This is a genomic window from Thauera carbonicopians (genome assembly GCF_025699485.1).
Classification (GTDB): Bacteria; Pseudomonadota; Gammaproteobacteria; order Burkholderiales; family Rhodocyclaceae; genus Thauera.
The window spans coordinates 116252-133360 of sequence record NZ_JANUXN010000009.1 but is presented as its reverse complement, the minus strand read 5'-3'; the positions used below and the strand labels follow the sequence as shown (position 1 = coordinate 133360).

The 17109-nt window shown below is 67.4% G+C and carries 19 protein-coding genes; 8 read left to right on the top strand and 11 right to left on the bottom strand.

Annotation, left to right across the window (positions count from 1 at the left end):
• Positions 1-6 precede the first annotated feature (6 nt).
• Together NX068_RS13205 and NX068_RS13200 are read right to left on the bottom strand one after the other, a co-directional pair.
• On the bottom strand, positions 7-783 hold the full coding sequence (locus NX068_RS13205) for a helix-turn-helix domain-containing protein (RefSeq protein WP_263461723.1): 777 nt from the start codon (positions 781-783) through the stop codon (positions 7-9).
• A gap of 234 nt (positions 784-1017) precedes the next feature.
• The gene (locus NX068_RS13200; protein WP_263461722.1) at positions 1018-1800 is read right to left on the bottom strand and encodes a helix-turn-helix transcriptional regulator; all 783 of its coding nucleotides are present in this window, start codon (positions 1798-1800) and stop codon (positions 1018-1020) included.
• Positions 1801-1886: 86 nt separating this feature from the next.
• On the opposite strand from NX068_RS13200, the gene NX068_RS13195 reads away from it, so the two are divergent.
• Positions 1887-2654, top strand: a complete 768-nt coding sequence (locus NX068_RS13195) for a class I SAM-dependent methyltransferase (protein WP_263461721.1) — start codon at positions 1887-1889, stop codon at positions 2652-2654.
• Positions 2655-2689: 35 nt separating this feature from the next.
• On the opposite strand, the gene NX068_RS13190 is transcribed toward NX068_RS13195, so the two are convergent.
• Positions 2690-3007, bottom strand: a complete 318-nt coding sequence (locus NX068_RS13190) for a DUF2322 family protein (protein WP_263461720.1) — start codon at positions 3005-3007, stop codon at positions 2690-2692.
• Positions 3008-3108: 101 nt separating this feature from the next.
• Entirely contained in the window at positions 3109-4485 is a 1377-nt protein-coding gene (gene purB / locus NX068_RS13185) for an adenylosuccinate lyase (protein ID WP_263461719.1), read from the bottom strand.
• An 84-nt stretch (positions 4486-4569) separates the two neighbouring features.
• Between purB and apaG the strand changes: the two genes are divergently transcribed.
• On the top strand, positions 4570-4965 hold the full coding sequence (gene apaG, locus NX068_RS13180; RefSeq protein WP_263461718.1) for a Co2+/Mg2+ efflux facilitator ApaG/CorD: 396 nt from the start codon (positions 4570-4572) through the stop codon (positions 4963-4965).
• A gap of 205 nt (positions 4966-5170) precedes the next feature.
• Here apaG and pqqE read toward each other — a convergent pair whose 3' ends face one another.
• The 5 genes from pqqE to pqqA are packed head-to-tail and all read right to left on the bottom strand — an operon-like array spanning position 5171 to position 8506.
• Complete coding sequence (pqqE, locus tag NX068_RS13175; protein WP_263461717.1) at positions 5171-6337, bottom strand: pyrroloquinoline quinone biosynthesis protein PqqE; 1167 nt, start codon at positions 6335-6337, stop codon at positions 5171-5173.
• Positions 6334-6645, bottom strand: a complete 312-nt coding sequence (pqqD, locus tag NX068_RS13170; protein ID WP_263461716.1) for a pyrroloquinoline quinone biosynthesis peptide chaperone PqqD — start codon at positions 6643-6645, stop codon at positions 6334-6336. Before pqqD ends, pqqE begins: the two co-directional genes overlap by 4 nt.
• Positions 6642-7412: a pyrroloquinoline-quinone synthase PqqC gene (pqqC, locus tag NX068_RS13165; protein ID WP_263461715.1), complete on the bottom strand. Its 771-nt coding sequence runs from the start codon at positions 7410-7412 to the stop codon at positions 6642-6644. Before pqqC ends, pqqD begins: the two co-directional genes overlap by 4 nt.
• 46 nt (positions 7413-7458) lie before the next feature.
• Positions 7459-8373 (bottom strand): pyrroloquinoline quinone biosynthesis protein PqqB, encoded by a 915-nt coding sequence (pqqB, locus tag NX068_RS13160; RefSeq protein ID WP_263461714.1) that lies wholly within the window; start codon positions 8371-8373, stop codon positions 7459-7461.
• 58 nt (positions 8374-8431) lie between these two features.
• A complete protein-coding gene (gene pqqA / locus NX068_RS13155; RefSeq protein WP_068636095.1) occupies positions 8432-8506 on the bottom strand; it encodes a pyrroloquinoline quinone precursor peptide PqqA in 75 nt (24 codons plus the stop codon).
• 197 nt (positions 8507-8703) lie between these two features.
• On the opposite strand from pqqA, the gene pip reads away from it, so the two are divergent.
• Together pip and NX068_RS13145 are read left to right on the top strand one after the other, a co-directional pair.
• Positions 8704-9669, top strand: a complete 966-nt coding sequence (pip, locus tag NX068_RS13150) for a prolyl aminopeptidase (protein ID WP_442806740.1) — start codon at positions 8704-8706, stop codon at positions 9667-9669.
• A complete protein-coding gene (locus NX068_RS13145; protein ID WP_327084826.1) occupies positions 9647-10285 on the top strand; it encodes an NUDIX hydrolase in 639 nt (212 codons plus the stop codon). The genes pip and NX068_RS13145 overlap by 23 nt, the downstream gene beginning before the upstream one ends.
• A gap of 209 nt (positions 10286-10494) precedes the next feature.
• On the opposite strand, the gene argJ is transcribed toward NX068_RS13145, so the two are convergent.
• Positions 10495-11733: a bifunctional glutamate N-acetyltransferase/amino-acid acetyltransferase ArgJ gene (gene argJ / locus NX068_RS13140; RefSeq protein WP_263461713.1), complete on the bottom strand. Its 1239-nt coding sequence runs from the start codon at positions 11731-11733 to the stop codon at positions 10495-10497.
• A gap of 423 nt (positions 11734-12156) precedes the next feature.
• Between argJ and NX068_RS13135 the strand changes: the two genes are divergently transcribed.
• The 4 genes from NX068_RS13135 (at position 12157) to NX068_RS13120 (ending at position 15664) form a co-directional block, all read left to right on the top strand.
• The gene (locus NX068_RS13135) at positions 12157-13944 is read left to right on the top strand and encodes a hypothetical protein (RefSeq protein ID WP_263461712.1); all 1788 of its coding nucleotides are present in this window, start codon (positions 12157-12159) and stop codon (positions 13942-13944) included.
• A gap of 66 nt (positions 13945-14010) precedes the next feature.
• Positions 14011-14370 (top strand): hypothetical protein, encoded by a 360-nt coding sequence (locus tag NX068_RS13130; protein WP_263461711.1) that lies wholly within the window; start codon positions 14011-14013, stop codon positions 14368-14370.
• An 11-nt stretch (positions 14371-14381) separates the two neighbouring features.
• Positions 14382-15080, top strand: coding sequence for a C39 family peptidase (locus NX068_RS13125; protein WP_263461710.1), 699 nt, complete (start codon positions 14382-14384; stop codon positions 15078-15080).
• Positions 15081-15097: 17 nt separating this feature from the next.
• On the top strand, positions 15098-15664 hold the full coding sequence (locus tag NX068_RS13120) for a hypothetical protein (protein ID WP_263461709.1): 567 nt from the start codon (positions 15098-15100) through the stop codon (positions 15662-15664).
• Positions 15665-15758: 94 nt separating this feature from the next.
• Here the strand turns inward: NX068_RS13120 and NX068_RS13115 are convergent, their stop codons facing one another.
• Entirely contained in the window at positions 15759-17072 is a 1314-nt protein-coding gene (locus NX068_RS13115; protein ID WP_263461708.1) for an acetate kinase, read from the bottom strand.
• Between the last annotated feature and the right edge of the window lie 37 nt (positions 17073-17109).

The window sequence follows — 17109 nt, the reverse complement described above, 5'->3', positions numbered from 1 at the left end:
TAGGCGTCAGGCCGCCGCTGGTGGTGATGCGGCCGTCCGGGCGACGTCGTCGCGCTTGAGATCGCGGAATGCCGACATCGTCCAGGAGCGCATCGCGATCATCAGGGTGTAGGGGCGCCGCCGGGCGGGCGGCAGCTTCTGGTCGGCAACGTGCTGGCGGGAAAAATCCTCGCCGATGCGCATCAGCCGTTCGCGGAAGCCTTCGGCCACGCTGACGCCGAGCTGGCCGTGGACCACGCTCAGCATCTCGGCTTCGCCGTCGAAGCCGCCGGCAAAGTACTCGTCCAGCACTTCGCTGCGGAAATAACTCATCACCGGGCCGTGCGGACGCCAGCGAAAGCCTTTCGCCACGCGCAGGCGGTAGTGGTTGAGCGGCCGCAGCTCGATGATGCCGAGGCGGTCCAGCCGCAGCAGATGGGCAGTGCATTCGGCCGCGTCGATGCGGTAGGTGGCGACGATCTGCTCGGCGCTCCACTGGCTCATGCAGCAGGTCGCCACCAGCAGCAGGCGCCGATCCGCCACCACCGCCTGTTCCTGTTCCAGCGTCAGTTCGGCAAGCAGCGGCTGGCGCTCCGCCACGCGGCGGGCGAGATCGGCGAAGTCCAGCCGCAGCACACGGCAGATCTCATCGACGCGCGACAAGGGCATGTCGCCGCCCTGGGCGAACATGCGCTTGATACTGGATTCGGCCAGGCCGATGCGCTCGGCCAGCTCGGCATAGGTGATGCGGGCCTCGCGCAGTTCGGCTTTCAGCGCGGCGACGAGATCGGCGGAAGTGCTCATGGCGTAGAAATTCGGGAAGCGATGACAGGGTTCGCAGCGTAGCCCTGAACACACCTTCCATCTTTAGCTCCATCGAAAGTACCGCATGGAGATACTTTCGAGTGCGCTGCACAGCACGCCTTGCTGAAGCGGCCGTGCTTTCGGCTCCGAACCTTCGGGCCTCCCGCAGCCCTTTCCTTACGCCTGGCTCAGGCACGGCCGGCGCCGCCGATGCGGCGCGGCTTCGGCGCTTCTTCAGGCAGGAGCAAGGCAAGGCGTCAGGCAGCTCAGCTTCACCTCCGGATGCGACGCGAGCAGGAAGCTCGCCTGGAAGAACTTCAGTTTCCCCCGCACCGGATGCGAGAACAGCCGCTCCCCGCCTTCGCGGTTGAGCACGTCCTGGCATTGCCACCAGTGCGCGAACTCGGTACTGAGCCCGGACAGCCGCTCGACCAGTGCCTGCATGCGTGCATCCGTCGGACGCCGATTGAAATCGGCGCGGAATTCGGCGACCAGGCGGCGGACGCGCTCGGCCCGGTCGACCAGCAAGCCTCGCGCCGCATCCGCCAGCAGCACGTATTCGAGCAGGTTGCGCGACGACGCACCTTCATCCAGCCAGCCGACGAACAGCTCGGCCGCAGGTTCGTTCCAGGCGATCGCAGTGAAGCTGCCGTCGAGCAGATAGGCGGGCGCCGAGAACCGGGAAGGCATCGCCAGCAACTCGGCCGGCAGTTCCTCGGCCTCTTCCCGGCTTCGCACCGGATCGCGCTTGCCGGCCAGGTCGAACAGCGAGGCCCGTTCGGCCGGCGTCAACGCCAGTGCCTCGGCCAGGCGGCACAGCGCCGGCACCGAGGCACTGACCTGCCTGCCCTGCTCCAGCCAGGTGATCCAGGTCACGCCCAGGCCGGCGGCTTCCGCCAGTTCCTCCCGCCGCAGGCCCGGCGTGCGCCGCCGTCCGCCGGTTTTCGGCGACGGCAGGCGCTCGCGGTGGGCGCGAATGAAGGCACCGCGCAGGCGGCGCGAGTCCGATTCGATCATGGCTGGATTTATACCAGGATAACCAGGCTCCTTGTACCCGTAGCAAGCCTGCGTGAGACTGCGTTTCCCATCCCCTGGAGCCGAACATGGATACCGCCAGCCACAACTCCGTCGTCCTCAAGCAATACGAACCCCGGGCAGCCGCCTACGTGCAGAGCGCCGTGCATGCTGCAGGCGAAGATCTCGAACGGCTCGCCGCCGTGGTCGGCAGCCGGCCGGATGGACTCGCGCTCGATCTCGGCTGTGGCGGCGGGCATGTGTCGTACCGGCTTGCGCCGCTGGTCGGCAAGGTCGTCGCCTGCGACCTGTCAGAAGCGATGCTCGGCGCGGTGCGCGAGGAAGCCCGCGCACGCGGATTCGGCAACCTGGAAACCCGCCAGGCCAGCGCCGATGCGCTCCCCTTCGACGACGCTGCATTCGACCTCGTGGCGACGCGCTTCAGCGCCCACCACTGGCATGACTTCGACGGCGGGCTGGCCGAAATGCAGCGCGTCCTCGAGCCCGGCGGCACGGCCGTCTTCATGGACGTGATATCGCCCGGCAGCTTCCTGCTCGACACCTGGCTGCAAAGCCTCGAACTGCTGCGCGACCCTTCCCACGTGCGCAACGCCTCGGCCGCCGAATGGCTGGCGGCATTGGCGCGCGCGGGCTTCACCATCGAGGAATGCAGGACCTTCCGCCTGCGCCTCGCCTTTCCCACCTGGATCGCGCGCATGAACACGCCGGCACCGCATGTCGCCGCGATCCGCTCGCTGCAGGAACAGGCTGCGCCTGCCGTGAAGGAATATTTCGAGATCGAGGAAGACGGCAGCTTCACTGTGGACACCGCCTTCTTCCTCGCCCGAAAAGCCTGAACATGCCCTCGCCCACAGGCGAGGGCCACAGGCGATCAGACGGCGAACACCTGCTTCACGCGCAGGGTCTCGCCCCGCTCCATCAGCCCGATCAGGCGGTCGATGTTGGGATGCTTGCCGGGGCTGGTACGGGCGTCCTCGGTGTGCTCGGCGTAGAGCTCCAGGCCCTTCTTCGCCGCTTCGGGGGTGATGGCACCGTAGAGCTGGGCGAGGTGGTTATAGACCACCAGCGAGCCCGCCTGGCCCGGCTTGTTCTCGATGGTGGCGACCGTGCTGTCGGCAGCGTCGATCAGGTTCAGGGCGGAAAGATGCGACACGCCGGGCATCGCTTTCAGGTTGTCGGCAAAAGCCATGTACTTGCTCCTCGATCAAGGCAAAACGCCACCCTCGGGTGGCGTTCGTTTTCATTGCCAGGACAGGGCCGGCAGACAGCCGGCCACTGTCCTGCGGCTGCTCAGATGCGGCGCGCCAGTTCGGCGGCCTTGCCGACGTAGCTGGCCGGCGTCATGACCAGCAGGCGCTCGCGCTCTTCGGCGGGAATCGCCAGCGTGCGGATGAAGTCCTGCAGCGCTTCGCGGGTGATGCCCTTGCCGCGCGTCATCGCCTTGAGCTGCTCGTAGGGGTTCTCGATGCCGAAGCGGCGCATCACCGTCTGCACCGGCTCGGCCAGCACTTCCCAGCATTCGTCGAGGTCGGTCGCGAGGCGGGCCGGGTCGGCTTCGAGCTTGCCCAGGCCGCGCAGGCAGCTGTCCAGCGCCAGCACGGTGTGGCCGAAGCCGACGCCCATGTTGCGCAGCACGGTGGAGTCGGTCAGGTCGCGCTGCATGCGCGAGATCGGCAGCTTCTCGGAGAAGTGCTTCAGCACCGCGTTGGCGATGCCGAAGTTGCCTTCGGCGTTCTCGAAGTCGATCGGGTTGACCTTGTGCGGCATCGTCGACGAGCCGACTTCGCCTTCCTTCAGCTTCTGCTTGAAGTAGCCGAGCGAGATGTACATCCAGATGTCGCGGCAGGCATCGATCAGCATCGTGTTGGCGCGGGCGACGGCGTCGAACAGTTCGGCCATGGCGTCGTGCGGTTCGATCTGGATGGTGTATTCGTTGAAGGCGAGGCCGAGCGACTCGATGAAGCGGCGGTTGAAGCCTTCCCAGTCGAAGGCCGGCCAGGCCGACAGGTGGGCGTTGTAGTTGCCCACCGCGCCGTTGAACTTGGCAGTCATCGCCACGCCGGCAATCGCCGCGCGGGCGCGCATCAGGCGGGCGGCGATGTTGGCCATTTCCTTGCCCAGTGTGGTCGGGCTGGCAGGCTGGCCGTGGGTGCGCGACAGCATCGGCAAGTCGGCCAGCGCATGGGCCAGTTCGCGGAAGCGGGCGATGACGGCATCGAGCGCCGGCAGCAGCACCCGGTCGCGGCCTTCGGCCAGCATCAGCGCGTGCGAAGTGTTGTTGATGTCTTCCGAGGTGCAGGCGAAGTGGATGAATTCCGACACCTTCATCACTTCGGCGTTGTGGCCGAGGCGCTTCTTCAGCCAGTACTCCATCGCCTTGACGTCGTGGTTGGTGGTGGCCTCGATCGCCTTCACCGCTTCGCCGTCCGCGGTCGAGAAGGCGGCGACGACACCATCCAGTTCCACGACCGTGGCCGGCGAAAAGGGCGCGATCTCCGCCAGCGCCGGCTCGGCAGCCAGCGCCTTCAACCATTCGACTTCCACCCTCACGCGATTGCGGATCAGGCCGTGTTCGGAGAAGTGGTCGCGCAGGCCCGCGACCTTGCCGTGGTAGCGGCCATCGAGCGGAGACAGGGCGGTGAGCGGGGACGGTACGGCTTGGGACATGGCGGCGGTTCCGGGCAAAAGTGCTATTTTACCGCTTCGCCCCGGCGAAACAGAGCACAACAAGACCAAGGAGAGGCCGAGACCGTGAACACACCAGACACCCCAGCGTCCCCCTATCGCATCGAGATATCGGCCAGGGCCGAATACATCGCCGCGCAATCCCGCCCGGACGAAGGGCATTACGTGTTCGCCTACCACATCAGCCTGCGCAATACCGGCAGCCTGCCCGCGCAGTTGATCAGCCGGCACTGGATCATCACCGACGGCAACAGCAAGGTGCAGGACGTGCGCGGCAAGGGCGTGGTCGGCGAGCAGCCGCTGCTGGCGCCCGGCGAGAGCTTCGGCTACACCAGCGGCTGTGTGCTGGAAACGCCGGTCGGCACGATGCACGGCAGCTACCAGATGGTGGCGGGCGACGGCCATCGCTTCGATGCGGCGATTCCGCCCTTCATGCTGGCGATGCCGCATGTGCTGCATTGAAGCCATGACACCTTACCGACGGCCCGGCCATTGCAGGAGCGGCCTGACCCGGAGCGCCTAGCCGCGAACGGGGCTGCGCTTTGCTTCCACGGCTGCTTTCGCGGCCAAGCGCCCCCGGCTGAGGCGCCCCCGGCTGAAGCCGCCACTACGGATACGGTATGTACAGCGTCGGACCGAATCGGCCGAAGACGGCATCGGTGACGGCTCAGGCGCCCGCCGCACTCTTTTCTACCGCCCCGAGTTCCCGCGAGCGGCGCGGATCGCGGAAGATCAGCGGCTTCGCACCGCCCTTCCAGCCCGGATCGCTGGCCTGCTCCACCGCCTTAACGACCTTGCCGTGGTGGGGTGACTTGTCGCAGACCGGATCGGCCGCAGCCGGATCGCCGGCCAGCATCCAGGCCTGGCAGCGGCAGCCGCCTCTATCCTTTTCCTTGTCGGGACAGCTTCGGCACGGCTCCTTCATCCAGGCGTCGCCGCGATAGCGGTTGAAGCCTTCCGAGCCGTACCAGATCGACTTCACGTCCATGTCGCGGACGTTGGGAAAATCCAGCCCGGGCAGCATGCGCGCGGTATGGCAAGGCAAGGCCGTGCCGTCCGGCGTCACCGTCAGGAAGACTTCGCCCCAGCCATTCATGCACTTCTTGGGCCGCGTCTCGTAGTAGTCGGGCACGACGAAGAAGATGCGGATGCGGTCGCCGAGGCGCTGCCGGCATTCGTTGACGATACGCTCGGCGCGCTCGAGCTGGGCGCGCGAGGGCATCAACTGGTCGCGGTTGAGCAGCGCCCAGGAGTAGTACTGGCTGTTGGCGAGTTCCAGGTATTCGGCGCCGAGCGCGACCGCCATGTCGATGATGTTCTCGACGTAGTCGATATTCAGGCGATGGATCACGCAGTTCATCACCATCGGCCAGCCGTTGTCCTTGATCAGGCCGGCAACGCGCTGCTTGAGGTCGAAAGTGCGGGTGTGCGAGAGGAAATCGTTGAGTTCGCGGGTCGAGTCCTGGAAGGACAACTGGATGTGATCCAACCCGGCTTCGCGCAAGGCCTGGGCGCGCCTGGCATCGAGGCCGACGCCCGAAGTCAGCAGGTTGGTGTAGAAGCCGAGGCGGTGCGCTTCCGCCACCAGGACTTCGAGGTCGTCGCGCATCAGCGGCTCGCCGCCGGAAAAGCCGCACTGCACACTGCCGGCGGCGCGCGCTTCGCGCAGCACCCGCAGCCAGTCCTCGGTGGCCAGCTCGCCGTCGTGGCGGGCGAAATCGACCGGGTTGTAGCAGAAGGCACAATGCAGCGGGCAGCGATAAGTCACTTCGGCCAGCAGCCACAGCGGCGGGCCGGGCGTGGCAAGCGGCGGAGCTGGCAGCGGCGCGTTCATGGCCGGCCTGCCCCGGCTTCGAGCCACTGCTGCTGGCGCGCCATGTCGATGAAGGCACCGACGTCGGCGGCCAGGTCGCTGGCACCGAAGCTCTGCTCCAGCTCGCCGACGATGGTCTCCAGCGTGCGCGTGCCGTCGCAGCGCCGCAGGATCTCGCCGGCGCTCCGGTTGAGCCTGACCATGCCTTCCGGGTAGAGCAGCACCCAGGACTGCTGCGCCTCCTCCCATTGCAGGCGGAAGCGGCGCGATACCTTCGGGCAGGCGCCGGCGAGCGGCGCGGCAGTTTCCGCGATATTTTCCCGGTTCATGCCTTCGCCCCCCGGATCTCGATCTCGCACTGGTCGAGCATGATCGCGTCGGCCAGCGCCCACAGCACGTCCAGCTTGAACTGCAGGATTTCCAGCGCACGCTGCTGCAAGGCTCGGCTGCGGCTGAAGTGCTCGAGCGTGAAGCGCAGGCCGTGGTCGACGTCGCGCCTGGCCTGGGTGAGGCGGTTGCGGAAATACTGCAGCCCCGCCGGATCGACCCAGGGGTAGACCTGCGGCCAGGTGTCGATGCGCTGCTGGTGGATGTGCGGCGCGAACAGCTCGGTGAGGCTGGACGCGACCGCTTCCTCCCAAGGCTGCCGGCGGGCGAAATTGACGTAGGCATCGACCGCGAAGCGCGCCGCCGGCGCCACCAGGCGCAGCGAAGTGACATCCTCCCTCGTCAGCCCGACCGCTTCGCCGAGCCGGATCCAGGCTTCGATGCCGCCGGGATCGTCGGCGCCGCGGCCGTCATGGTCGAGGATGCGCTGGATCCACTCGCGGCGGATCTCGCGCTCCGGGCAGTTGGCGAGAATCGCGGCGTCCTTCAGCGGGATCGACACCTGGTAGTAGAAGCGGTTGGCGACCCAGCCGCGAAGCTGCGCCGGCGTCAGCCGCCCTTCGGCCATCATCACGTGGAAGGGATGGTGGATGTGGTAGCGCGTGCTCTTGCCGCGCAGCCGCGCTTCGAATTCCTCGCGCGACAGCGGCGCGACCCCATCATCGACAGCGGACGCAGCAGGCGGCGGGGCAATCAGTTCAGCGTCCATCAGTCGCTCCCATCGGGCAATCCTCGGCAGGCAGCAGCACAGCCGCTCAGAGTTCGATCACCATGCCATCCCAGGCGACTTCCACGCCGCGTGCATCCAGCTCGGCACGCTCGGGACTGTCCTCGTCCAGGATCGGATTGGTGTTGTTGATGTGGATCAGGATCTTGCGGGTCGTGGCCGGCAGTTGCTCCAGCCACTCCAGCATGCCGCCGGGGCCGCTCTGCGGCAGGTGCCCCATCGAGCGTGAGGTCTTGCCGGAAGCGCCGAGACGGATCATCTCGTCGTCGGTCCACAAGGTGCCATCGACCAGCACGCAGTCGGCGGCCTGCATCGCCGCCCAGACGTCGGGCGTCATCTCGCCGAGGCCGGGCGCGTAGAACAGGCGGCGGCCGCTGTCCGTACAACTCAGCGTGACGCCGATGTTGTCGCCCGGCTGCGGCCGGTCGCGCCGCGGCGAATACGGCGGCGCATTGCTGCTGATCGGCAGCGCGGCGAAACCGATGCCGGGCACTTCGGGAATGCTGAAGCCGCCCTGCAGCGGAATCTCGTGCAGATCCAGCCCGCAGTAATGGCCGAGCACGCCGAACAGCGGGTTGCCGGTGCTCAGGTCCTCGCGCACCGGCGCGGTACACCACAGCACCTGCGGCTGGCGGTGCTCGCGCAGCATCAGCAGGCCGGTGGTATGGTCGATCTGCGCATCGATCAGCACGATGGCGCGGATCGCGGTGTCGCGCAGCGAACGTGCCGGCTGCAATTCCGGCGTCTCGCGCAACTGCTGCAGGATGTCGGGCGAGGCATTGAACAGCACCCAGTTCTCGCCGTCGCCGCTCGCCGCGATCGACGACTGGGTGCGGGCACGGGCACGCACGCTGCCGCGGCGCAGGCCGTCGCAGTTGCGGCAGTTGCAGTTCCACTGCGGGAATCCGCCGCCGGCAGCCGAGCCGAGAACACGTACTTTCACCTGCAGCCCTCCATCCCTGCCTGGCCGGGAGCTGCCGCGCAGCTCCCGGGCGACGGCATCAGCGGTTCGCGATGTACATGGTGATTTCGAAGCCGAAACGCATGTCGGTGGCAGTCGGGGTTTCCCATTTCATGGTGTGTCTCCTGTCGTGGTCGGGGGTTTGCCGGTTCGCCCGGTGCGGTGCGGGACGAAGCGTCCGGAGCACGGTGCATAGCCTGCGCCTGGCAGCGATCGCGGGCATCGGCAAAGCCCTGAAGCCGGCCTCAAGATTTTCATGAAGCTGGTGTGCCGCCGGCGCGGGCCTCGCCGTGCAGCAGTAGCATGACCGCCATGAACGACAGCCCAGCCCCCGACGAAGTCCGTTCCGGAGCCTCTTTCGCAGACCACTCGCAGCCCTGGCAGCAGGGCATGCTGGAAGTCGGCGACGGCCACGCGATCTGGTTCGGGCAATACGGCAACCCGGACGGCACGCCGCTGCTGTTCCTGCACGGCGGCCCGGGCAGCGGCTGCAGTCCGCGCCACCCCGCCCTGTTCGACGCCAAGCGCTTCCGCATCGTGATGTTCGACCAGCGCGGCTGCGGCCGCAGCACGCCGCGCGGCGCACTGGCCGCCAATACCACGACCGGCTTGGTGGCCGACATCGAGCGCCTGCGCCGCCATCTCGGCATCGAACGCTGGCTGGTCAGCGGCGGCTCATGGGGGTCGACGCTGGCGCTAGCCTGGAGCGCGCAGCATCGCGCCGCCTGCCTCGGCGCCGTACTGCGCGGCATCTTCCTCGCCCGCCGCAGCGACATCGACTGGTTCTTCGACGGCGCGGCCGCGCTGCAGCCGACGGCGCATGCCCGGCTCGCCGCCTGCGTGCCGGGCAATGGGCGGCTGGCGGAACGGACCTGCGACGCGGCGCTCGGGAACGACCACGACCTGGCGCTGGACGTCGTCCGCCACTGGATGCAATGGGAAGACAGTCTCACCCGCGGCCGGCCGGTGCCGCTGCCGCAACTCGACGAGACAGGCGCCGCACGTATGCTGGACAAATACCGGGTGCAGGCCCACTACCTCCGCCACGACTGCTTCCTGGCCGAGGGCGAATGGCAGCGCCAGGCCGCCGCGCTCGCCGGCCTGCCGATCGTCCTGCTGCACGGCCGCCGGGATGCGGTCTGCCGCTCGGAAGGCGCGCTCGCGCTGCACCGGCGCCTGCCCGGCGGCCGACTGGCGTGGGTGGACGACGCGGGGCACGATCCCTTCGAACCGGCGATGCGAGCGGCCCTGCGCGATGCCTGCGCGAGCTTCGGATGAATCGCTGCCGCCGCCAGGCACGGCCGGAACCGGCATAATCGAATGCCTTGCGGCCGGAAACCCAAGCTATCGTTTCCATGCCGGCAAAGGTAGGCGCTGGAATACCGCCTGTTTGCCGGCCTCATCCCGGGAGCATGCCATGCCGGAAAGAACCTCCCCTTCACATCCCGCCGAGCCGCCGCTCCGGCCGATCGCAGCGACCATCGCCGCCGTGTTTCTCGACGGCCGCATACTCCTGGTGCGGCGAGCCAATCCGCCCGATGCCGGACGCTGGGGTTTCCCGGGCGGCAAGATCGACGCCGGAGAAACGATCGAGAATGCGGCGGTCCGCGAACTGCTCGAAGAAACCGGCGTTCACGCCGAAGCGCATCGGGTCTTCACCGCGGTCGATGTCTTCGACCGCGATGACGGCGGCGGGCTGCGCCGGCACTTCATCCTGATTGCAGTGCTGTGCAAGTGGCGGTCGGGCCAGCCGATCGCCGGAGACGACGCACTCGAAGCAAGGTGGTTCGAACTCGACGAGCTGGATGAATCGGGACTCGCGCTCAGCCTCGATGTCGCGCGAGTGGCACGCCAGGCGGCGGTCGTTTTCGAGCAGGAGATCGCACGGGAATAGGAGCCAATGCCCTCGGCATCGTCGGCGCCGGTGCTGCCGGGGCCGCCAAGGAAATCGCCGCGCGGCTCACGCTGCGAGCCGCAGCCGGCAGCGTGGGCCGGGCCGCGGAGACAGCGCCGCAGGCGAAACCCGCCTCATCGAGGCAGACCAGCGCGATCGACGGGTTCCGTTTCGCTGGCTGCGCGGCCCCCGCCCACTCCAGCGGGATCTCAGGAACGGTAATCCGCGTTGATCCTGACGTAGTCGTACGAGAAGTCGCAGGTCCACACCGTCGCGGCAGCCTGGCCGCGAGCGAGGTCGATGCGCACCGACAGTTCGGCGTGCTCCATGATGCGCGCGCCCGCCTCTTCGACGTAGGACGCCGCCCGGCCGCCGTGCTCGGCGACCAGCACGGCTTCGTCCGGATTGCCGAGCCACACGCGCAGCTTCGACACCTCCAGGTCGTCGATGCCGGCATAGCCGATCGCAGCCAGGATGCGGCCGAGGTTGGGATCCGAGGCAAAGAAGGCCGTCTTCACCAGCGGCGAATGCGCCACCGCATAGCCGACCTTGCGGCACTCGTCGCGATCACGGCCGCCTTCGACCGCGACCGTCATGAACTTGGTCGCGCCCTCGCCGTCGCGCACGATGGCCTGCGCCAGCGCGATCGACACCTCGACTACCGCATCGCGCAGCGCCTGGTAGTCGGCGCCGCTGGCGGCGGTGATTTCGGCGTTGCCGGCCCGGCCGGTGGCGATCAGGATGAAGGAATCGTTGGTCGAAGTGTCGCCATCGACTGTGATGCTGTTGAAGGACAGATCGGCCGCTTCCCGGATCAGCGCATCGAGCACCGGCTGGGCGACGGCGGCGTCGCAGGCGAGGAAGCCGAGCATCGTCGCCATGTTCGGCCGGATCATGCCGGCGCCCTTGCTGATGCCGGTCAGCGTCACAGTGCTGCCGCCGATCTGCACCTGCTTCGACACCGCCTTGGCCAGCGTGTCGGTGGTCATGATCGCGTGCGCGGCATCGAACCAGCCGTCGGTCCGCAGATCGGCGATCGCGCGCGGCAGGGCGGCGATCAGCCGGTCGACCGGCAGCGGCTCCAGGATCACGCCGGTCGAGAACGGCAGCACCTGCCCGGCAGCGATGTTCATTTCCTTCGCCAGCGCCGCGCAGGTACTGCGCGCCGCGGCCAGGCCGGGCTCGCCGGTACCGGCATTGGCGTTGCCGGTGTTGATCACCATCGCCCGGATCGCCCCGGATGGCAGATGTTCACGGCACACCTGCACCGGGGCCGCGCAGAAGCGGTTGCGGGTGAACACGCCCGCCGCGCGGCTGCCTTCGGCGAGTTCGATCACGGTCAGGTCGCGGCGGGCGGCCTTGCGGATGCCGGCTTCGGCAACACCCAGACGGACGCCGGCAACCGGCAGCAGATCGACGGGATTCGGAGTATTCAGATTGACGGCCACGCGAGGCTCCTTGCAGGCTTGCCGGGCAGAGGTGCCCGACGCGAAATAAGGTCGAATGATAGCGGATCAGCCCTTCATCGACGCTGTCGCAGCCTGGCACGCAGGGCCAGGGCGATATCCCTGACGTGTATCACCAGCGTTACAGCAACGGACTCCGGCCCTTTCGCCCCTTTCAAAGCGACAAGCCGCGCCACGACACGCGTTCCGGCGGCCGGACCATGCGGCACCGTCCGGCACCGCTGTACAGAAAATGGACAATCGGCCCCTCCCGCAGGCTTCTCACCTGCACCGCCCGTTCGCCGAAACAACTCCGTACATCTCGCATCCAGCCACTTTGGCATGCCTGGCACAGCGTTTGCTGACGCCACTCTGCAGGGGTTCTGCATCATGCACGGGCCCTGCCGACAACCAGTGGAGGACGCCATGAAACACAGTCTGCTCGCAAGCGCGATTGCTCTCGCATTCGGTCTTTCCTCGCCAGCCATGGCGAACCCCACCAACAACCTGGCGCAACACGACGGCGACGTACAGCAGAACGCCGAGGCACATTCGAACCAGAGCGGTGGCACTGGCGCACTCGCCAACGAGTACTCGAGTGCCACATGGTCGACCGACAACAGCAACAACTCCGACAATCGAGTCAAGAACGTCTCGATCAGCAATGCGGACAGCAGGGATCAGTCGGACAATCGAGTGAGAAACACGTCGATCGACAGATCCGACAACAGCACGACCTCGATCGACAAGTCCGACAACAGTACGACCTCGATCTCGAAGAGCAGCAGCAAGAGCACCAATCTGAGCAGAAGCGACACGTCTGCCAGGGCGGCGGCCAACGCCGCCGGTTCGGCCGCGGCAGGCATCGGCAATGCGACATCGAATCTGGCCGACTCCTTCAACAGGACCTCGGTCGTAGCGCTGTCCAGGCTCGACGGCACGGTGACCCGAATCAGCGTGCATGGCCTCGGCAACAGCGCCGGCAACCTCGGCAGCGCCAATGGCGGCAACGGCGGCAAGGCCTACGGCGGCAATGGTGGCGTGGGCCTGGGCGGCAATGCCAAGGGTGCAGCCGGCGGTGACGGTGGCAAGGCCTTCGGCGGCAACGGCGGCAGCGGCGCCGCTGGCGGCAGCGCATACGGTGGAAATGCCATCGGCGGCGATTCGGATTCCCTGTCCGCTGGAGGCATGAGCAGCGGCGGCGGTGCACGCAACGGTTCGGCCATCGCTGGCGGCGGCGGCACAGGCATCGGTGGTGATGCGGGCAGCGGCGGCGCCCGTGGTGCCAATGGCGGCGACGGTGGTGGCGCCATGGGCGCGCTGGCAGGCGGCGGTGGCGACGCCAGCTCGAGCGGCGGCGGTGCCAAGGCGTACGACAGCGCCAGTGGCGGCGGAGCCTTCGGCGCCGGCGGCGGCGCCAGAGGCGGTAGCTCGGCAGGCGGCAGCGGCGCAAGCGGAGGCAGCGCCGACGGTGCCGGCAGCTTCGCCAAGGCTGGCTCGGCCACGGCCGGGGCGAATGGCCGCGGCAACGATGCAGCCAATGCCTCGAACAGCCCCAGCGCCGCGGGTGGAGCTGGCGGCGCAGGTGGCAGTGCCACCTCCTCTGGCGGCATGACCGGGGCAGTCTCGGTGGCCGGAGGCGAGGGCAGCGGCACGGGCGGTGCAGGCAGCTCCGGCGGCGCCAGCGCGGCGGCCGGCAACAGCGCGGCCAATGGCGGTCAGGCAGGCTCGGCCACCAATACTGCCGGCTACGGCGGCAATGGCGGCACGGCGACCAGTGGCACCGCGAACGCCGGTTCGGCCAGCGGCGGCGCAGGCGGCACGGCGGCCGGCGGCACGGCGACCGCAGGTAGCGGCACTGGCGGCGATGCCACCAGCACTGCGTCGAGCGGAGATGCGAGCGGCGGTGCGGCCACGGCTGCTGCCGGCGGCGCAGGCGGCTCCGGCCAGGGCGGCCAGGGCGGCGCAGGCGGTGCAGGCGGTGCGGCCTATGCCGGTGCCGGCACCGGTGGTTCGGGCGTGGGGGGCACCGGTGGATCCGGCGGCGCAGGCGGTTCCGTGGCAGTCAATGCGGGGACGTTCGACATGTCCAACACCATCGCGGGCAGCGCCCTTGCCAACTCTGCGGGCATCACCGTCGCAGCCCAGAACACGGGCATCGGTGCGCTGGTGCAACAGAGCGTCAATGTGCAGGCGAACATGACGCTGCGGTAAGCGAGAGGGGCTTGGCGGCGGCATCGCTGCCAAGCCCTGCTGCACACTTCATGGAGGGGCAGCATCATGCAATCCGCTTTGCAAATCATGGTCGCACTAGGAATCGCCCTGGCCTTCTCATGCTCTGCGCCAGACAGCGCGCACGCCAGCGAACCCGAGGGTTCACCTGCATCGCTGACCGGCTTCGGACGGATCATCGATACGGAAGTGCTGGATACCCAGCGCGGCGGCAGCGACGTGCATCTGAGCGAAATTCACGCTTCGGGTGCGGTCAGCGAAGTTCAAGCGTACGACCTCGTCACCGGCCACAACATCGTGTCCGACAATGCGCTCGCAGGCGCAGCCGGACTGCCCATGGTGATCCAGAATTCGGGCAACGGCGTGCTGATCCAGAACGCCGTGATCCTCAACGTCCAGGTGCAGTGAGGTCCGCTGCCATGTTCGCCGGCTCCCTGCGCCATACTCTGATGCCCTGCGCGATGCTGGCGGTTCTGCTCGGTGGCACCGCTGCTCATGCCGAACGCCTGCAGATGACGGCACCGCTGGGCGGGACGCTTTCGGTCCCCACCGTGAGCATGAAGGGCAACCGCTTTCTCGCGACGCTTCGCCAGCAATACGATTTCAGTTGCGGCTCGGCGGCCGTTGCCACGCTGCTGACGCATCACTACGGCTGGGAGGTCGATGAATCGTCCGTCTTCCAGGTCATGTTCGAGCACGGCGACCAGGAGAAGATCCGCCACGACGGCTTCTCGATGCTGGACATGAAGCGCTATCTCGACAGCCGCGGCTTCGAAACCAATGGCGTCGAGGCGAGCCTGGACGAGCTCGCCGGCGTGGGCATTCCCGCGATTGCCCTGATCAACGAAAACGGCTACGCCCACTTCGTCGTCATCAAGGGCGTGCGCGACGGCGACGTCCTGCTCGGCGATCCGGCGATGGGTACGCGCGTGGTCGCACGCACCGACTTCGAGCGCCACTGGACCAACGGCATCCTGCTGGTCGTGACCAGTCACATGGAGCTGGCGCGCTTCAACCACGCAGACGACTGGAGCGTCCGGCCGCACGCTCCGGTGCGCTCCCATCAGGACAACATCGTGCGACACAGCCTGACCCGGCCCAGCATGGTGGATTTCTGAGCGACGGAGCACACACCATGCCCAGCCGGCCCCTCCACCACACACGAACGCCCCTGCTGGCCATGATCGCTGCCGGCCTGTGCGCGTACGCGGCGAGCCAGCCCGCCAGCGGAGCGGATTTCGCCGAAACGGGGGCAACGGCGCGGCAGGACCGGCTGGATCATCTGCTGGCCGCGGCGACGATCGCCGACGCCCGCCTCGACACCCTGCGCGGCGGCTTCGAAACCCCCGGCGGCCTGCAGATGCGTTTCGGCATCGAACGCGTCGTGCTGATCAACGGCGTCCTGCACAGCACCACGAGCCTGCGCCTGGACGGCCCGAATCCGGCTGGCGGCCAGTCCGCCGCCGGCATCCCCCTGTCGCCCGGCAGCGCTCTGGCATTGATACAGAGCGGGCCGAACAACATTTCACACCTTCTACCGGCCAACTCGCTTGCCACGATCGTCCAGAATTCGCTCGACAACCAGAAGCTGCAGACCATCACGACGATCAGCGCAACGGTCAATAGCCTGGAAGTCATGCAGGGCGTGCGCATGGAGCAGGCGATGCAGGAAGCCGTGACGCGCGCGGCGCAGATGCGCTGATTTCGCCGTTCCAGGCCGACCGGACGAGGCTTGCCCTGCCGGCTGCAGCACGGGCCGGCTCATGCCCGATGAGCCGGCCCGTTTCGCTTGCGCCCTACAGCGAGAAAGGCATGCGCAGCGTCATCTGCACGTCGGGCGTGTCGCGTGTGACGCCGACGCCGAGCGACAGATTGACGGTCCGCATCGAATCGAGCTTGTAGGAATAACCCAGCAGTAGCGTGCCGAGCTGGACGCGCACGCCTTCGGCACGCTGGCCGTCGGCATACCTGGCGTCGGTCTTGCCGACCGACAGATGGTCGTAACCGATGCTGAACGACGAACGTTCGTTCAGTGCCAGCCCCATGCCGAAGTTGAAGCCGAGCACGCCGCCGGGCTGGATCGAGGAATAGGCATAATCGGCCGGATCGACATCGCCGACCAGGTTCGGCGTCACGTTCTTGCGCTTGAAGCTGTACTGATAGCTGATCCCGCCAAAAAAAACGGCCGGGTCGGACGGAATGAGCACGGTCAGCCCGGGTGTCAGCGAGTAGAAGCCGGAGCCGGTCGGCAGATCACGCTGCATGCCCGTCCTCGCGCCGGTATTCGGGTCGGACGGGTCGACCGTCAGGCTGGTCGGCACCTCGAAGGGATCCTTGCCGGTGCGGGCCTTGAAGCGCAGCGAAGCGATGTAATACGGCGAATCGCTGCCGCCGTCGTTGAGCTGGTAGCGACCGATCAGTTCGACGTCACCGATCCCCTGCCCTTTCTGATCGGAATAGAACTCGCGTACCCGTTCGGGATCCAGGATCTCCCGTCCGCGCGTATTGTCGTAGCGGTAAACATATGGAATACGCGCCTCGAGCTCGAAACGGTTGGTGATGCCCCGGCGCACCGAAAGCGTCGCCGTGAAGGAGTTCGATTTGACGTTGCGCACGTCGATCAAGCCGATCAGGATCGCCGGAATGATCGTGTAGCCGACCAGGGCGATCCTGTCGCTGGACGAGTACGAGTACTGCAACGAGGGCTCGACGATCCACTTTCCGGGCGGTGTCAGCACTCCGGGCTGCTCGAAGATGGGCGCGACCTCCGGCGGCCGCTCGGGCGCCTCCGGCGCTTGTCCGACAGGCTCCACTGGTGCTGCATCCGCCTGGGCGACGGCAATCGGCGCCGCCCGGGCAGGGGCCCCATCCTGCCCTCGAGCTCGCTGCCGCAGATCGACTTCCCGGCGCAAGGCCTTGAGTGCCGCCTCCTGCCTGGCCAGTTCGCGCTTCAGGATCTCGATCTGCTGGAGTTGGGCTTCGAAGCGCTCGGCGATGCTGCCGACGTCCTCTTCCGCATCCTCGGCAAGCACCGGCTGCCCCAGCACAGCGACGAGCACGCCGAGAAGTGGACGGGCAAATCTGCTTCGGTACGACTGTGTCTTCTTCATCGCAGTTGCTCCCAGTAAAACTACTGCGTCGAGACCT

What these genes read in the sequence shown, in the direction of transcription:
- pqqE (WP_263461717.1), bottom strand. Translation starts at nt 6,337, where the DNA reads ATGAACGCGCCGCTGCCAGCTCCGCCGCTTGCCACGCCCGGCCCGCCG.
- purB (WP_263461719.1), bottom strand. Translation starts at nt 4,485, where the DNA reads ATGTCCCAAGCCGTACCGTCCCCGCTCACCGCCCTGTCTCCGCTCGAT.
- NX068_RS13145 (WP_327084826.1), top strand. Translation starts at nt 9,647, where the DNA reads ATGCCTGCGCGAGCTTCGGATGAATCGCTGCCGCCGCCAGGCACGGCC.
- pip (WP_442806740.1), top strand. Translation starts at nt 8,704, where the DNA reads ATGAACGACAGCCCAGCCCCCGACGAAGTCCGTTCCGGAGCCTCTTTC.
- NX068_RS13190 (WP_263461720.1), bottom strand. Translation starts at nt 3,007, where the DNA reads ATGGCTTTTGCCGACAACCTGAAAGCGATGCCCGGCGTGTCGCATCTT.
- NX068_RS13200 (WP_263461722.1), bottom strand. Translation starts at nt 1,800, where the DNA reads ATGATCGAATCGGACTCGCGCCGCCTGCGCGGTGCCTTCATTCGCGCC.
- NX068_RS13130 (WP_263461711.1), top strand. Translation starts at nt 14,011, where the DNA reads ATGCAATCCGCTTTGCAAATCATGGTCGCACTAGGAATCGCCCTGGCC.
- NX068_RS13205 (WP_263461723.1), bottom strand. Translation starts at nt 783, where the DNA reads ATGAGCACTTCCGCCGATCTCGTCGCCGCGCTGAAAGCCGAACTGCGC.
- NX068_RS13125 (WP_263461710.1), top strand. Translation starts at nt 14,382, where the DNA reads ATGTTCGCCGGCTCCCTGCGCCATACTCTGATGCCCTGCGCGATGCTG.
- pqqC (WP_263461715.1), bottom strand. Translation starts at nt 7,412, where the DNA reads ATGGACGCTGAACTGATTGCCCCGCCGCCTGCTGCGTCCGCTGTCGAT.
- NX068_RS13115 (WP_263461708.1), bottom strand. Translation starts at nt 17,072, where the DNA reads ATGAAGAAGACACAGTCGTACCGAAGCAGATTTGCCCGTCCACTTCTC.
- pqqD (WP_263461716.1), bottom strand. Translation starts at nt 6,645, where the DNA reads ATGAACCGGGAAAATATCGCGGAAACTGCCGCGCCGCTCGCCGGCGCC.
- NX068_RS13195 (WP_263461721.1), top strand. Translation starts at nt 1,887, where the DNA reads ATGGATACCGCCAGCCACAACTCCGTCGTCCTCAAGCAATACGAACCC.
- NX068_RS13120 (WP_263461709.1), top strand. Translation starts at nt 15,098, where the DNA reads ATGCCCAGCCGGCCCCTCCACCACACACGAACGCCCCTGCTGGCCATG.
- NX068_RS13135 (WP_263461712.1), top strand. Translation starts at nt 12,157, where the DNA reads ATGAAACACAGTCTGCTCGCAAGCGCGATTGCTCTCGCATTCGGTCTT.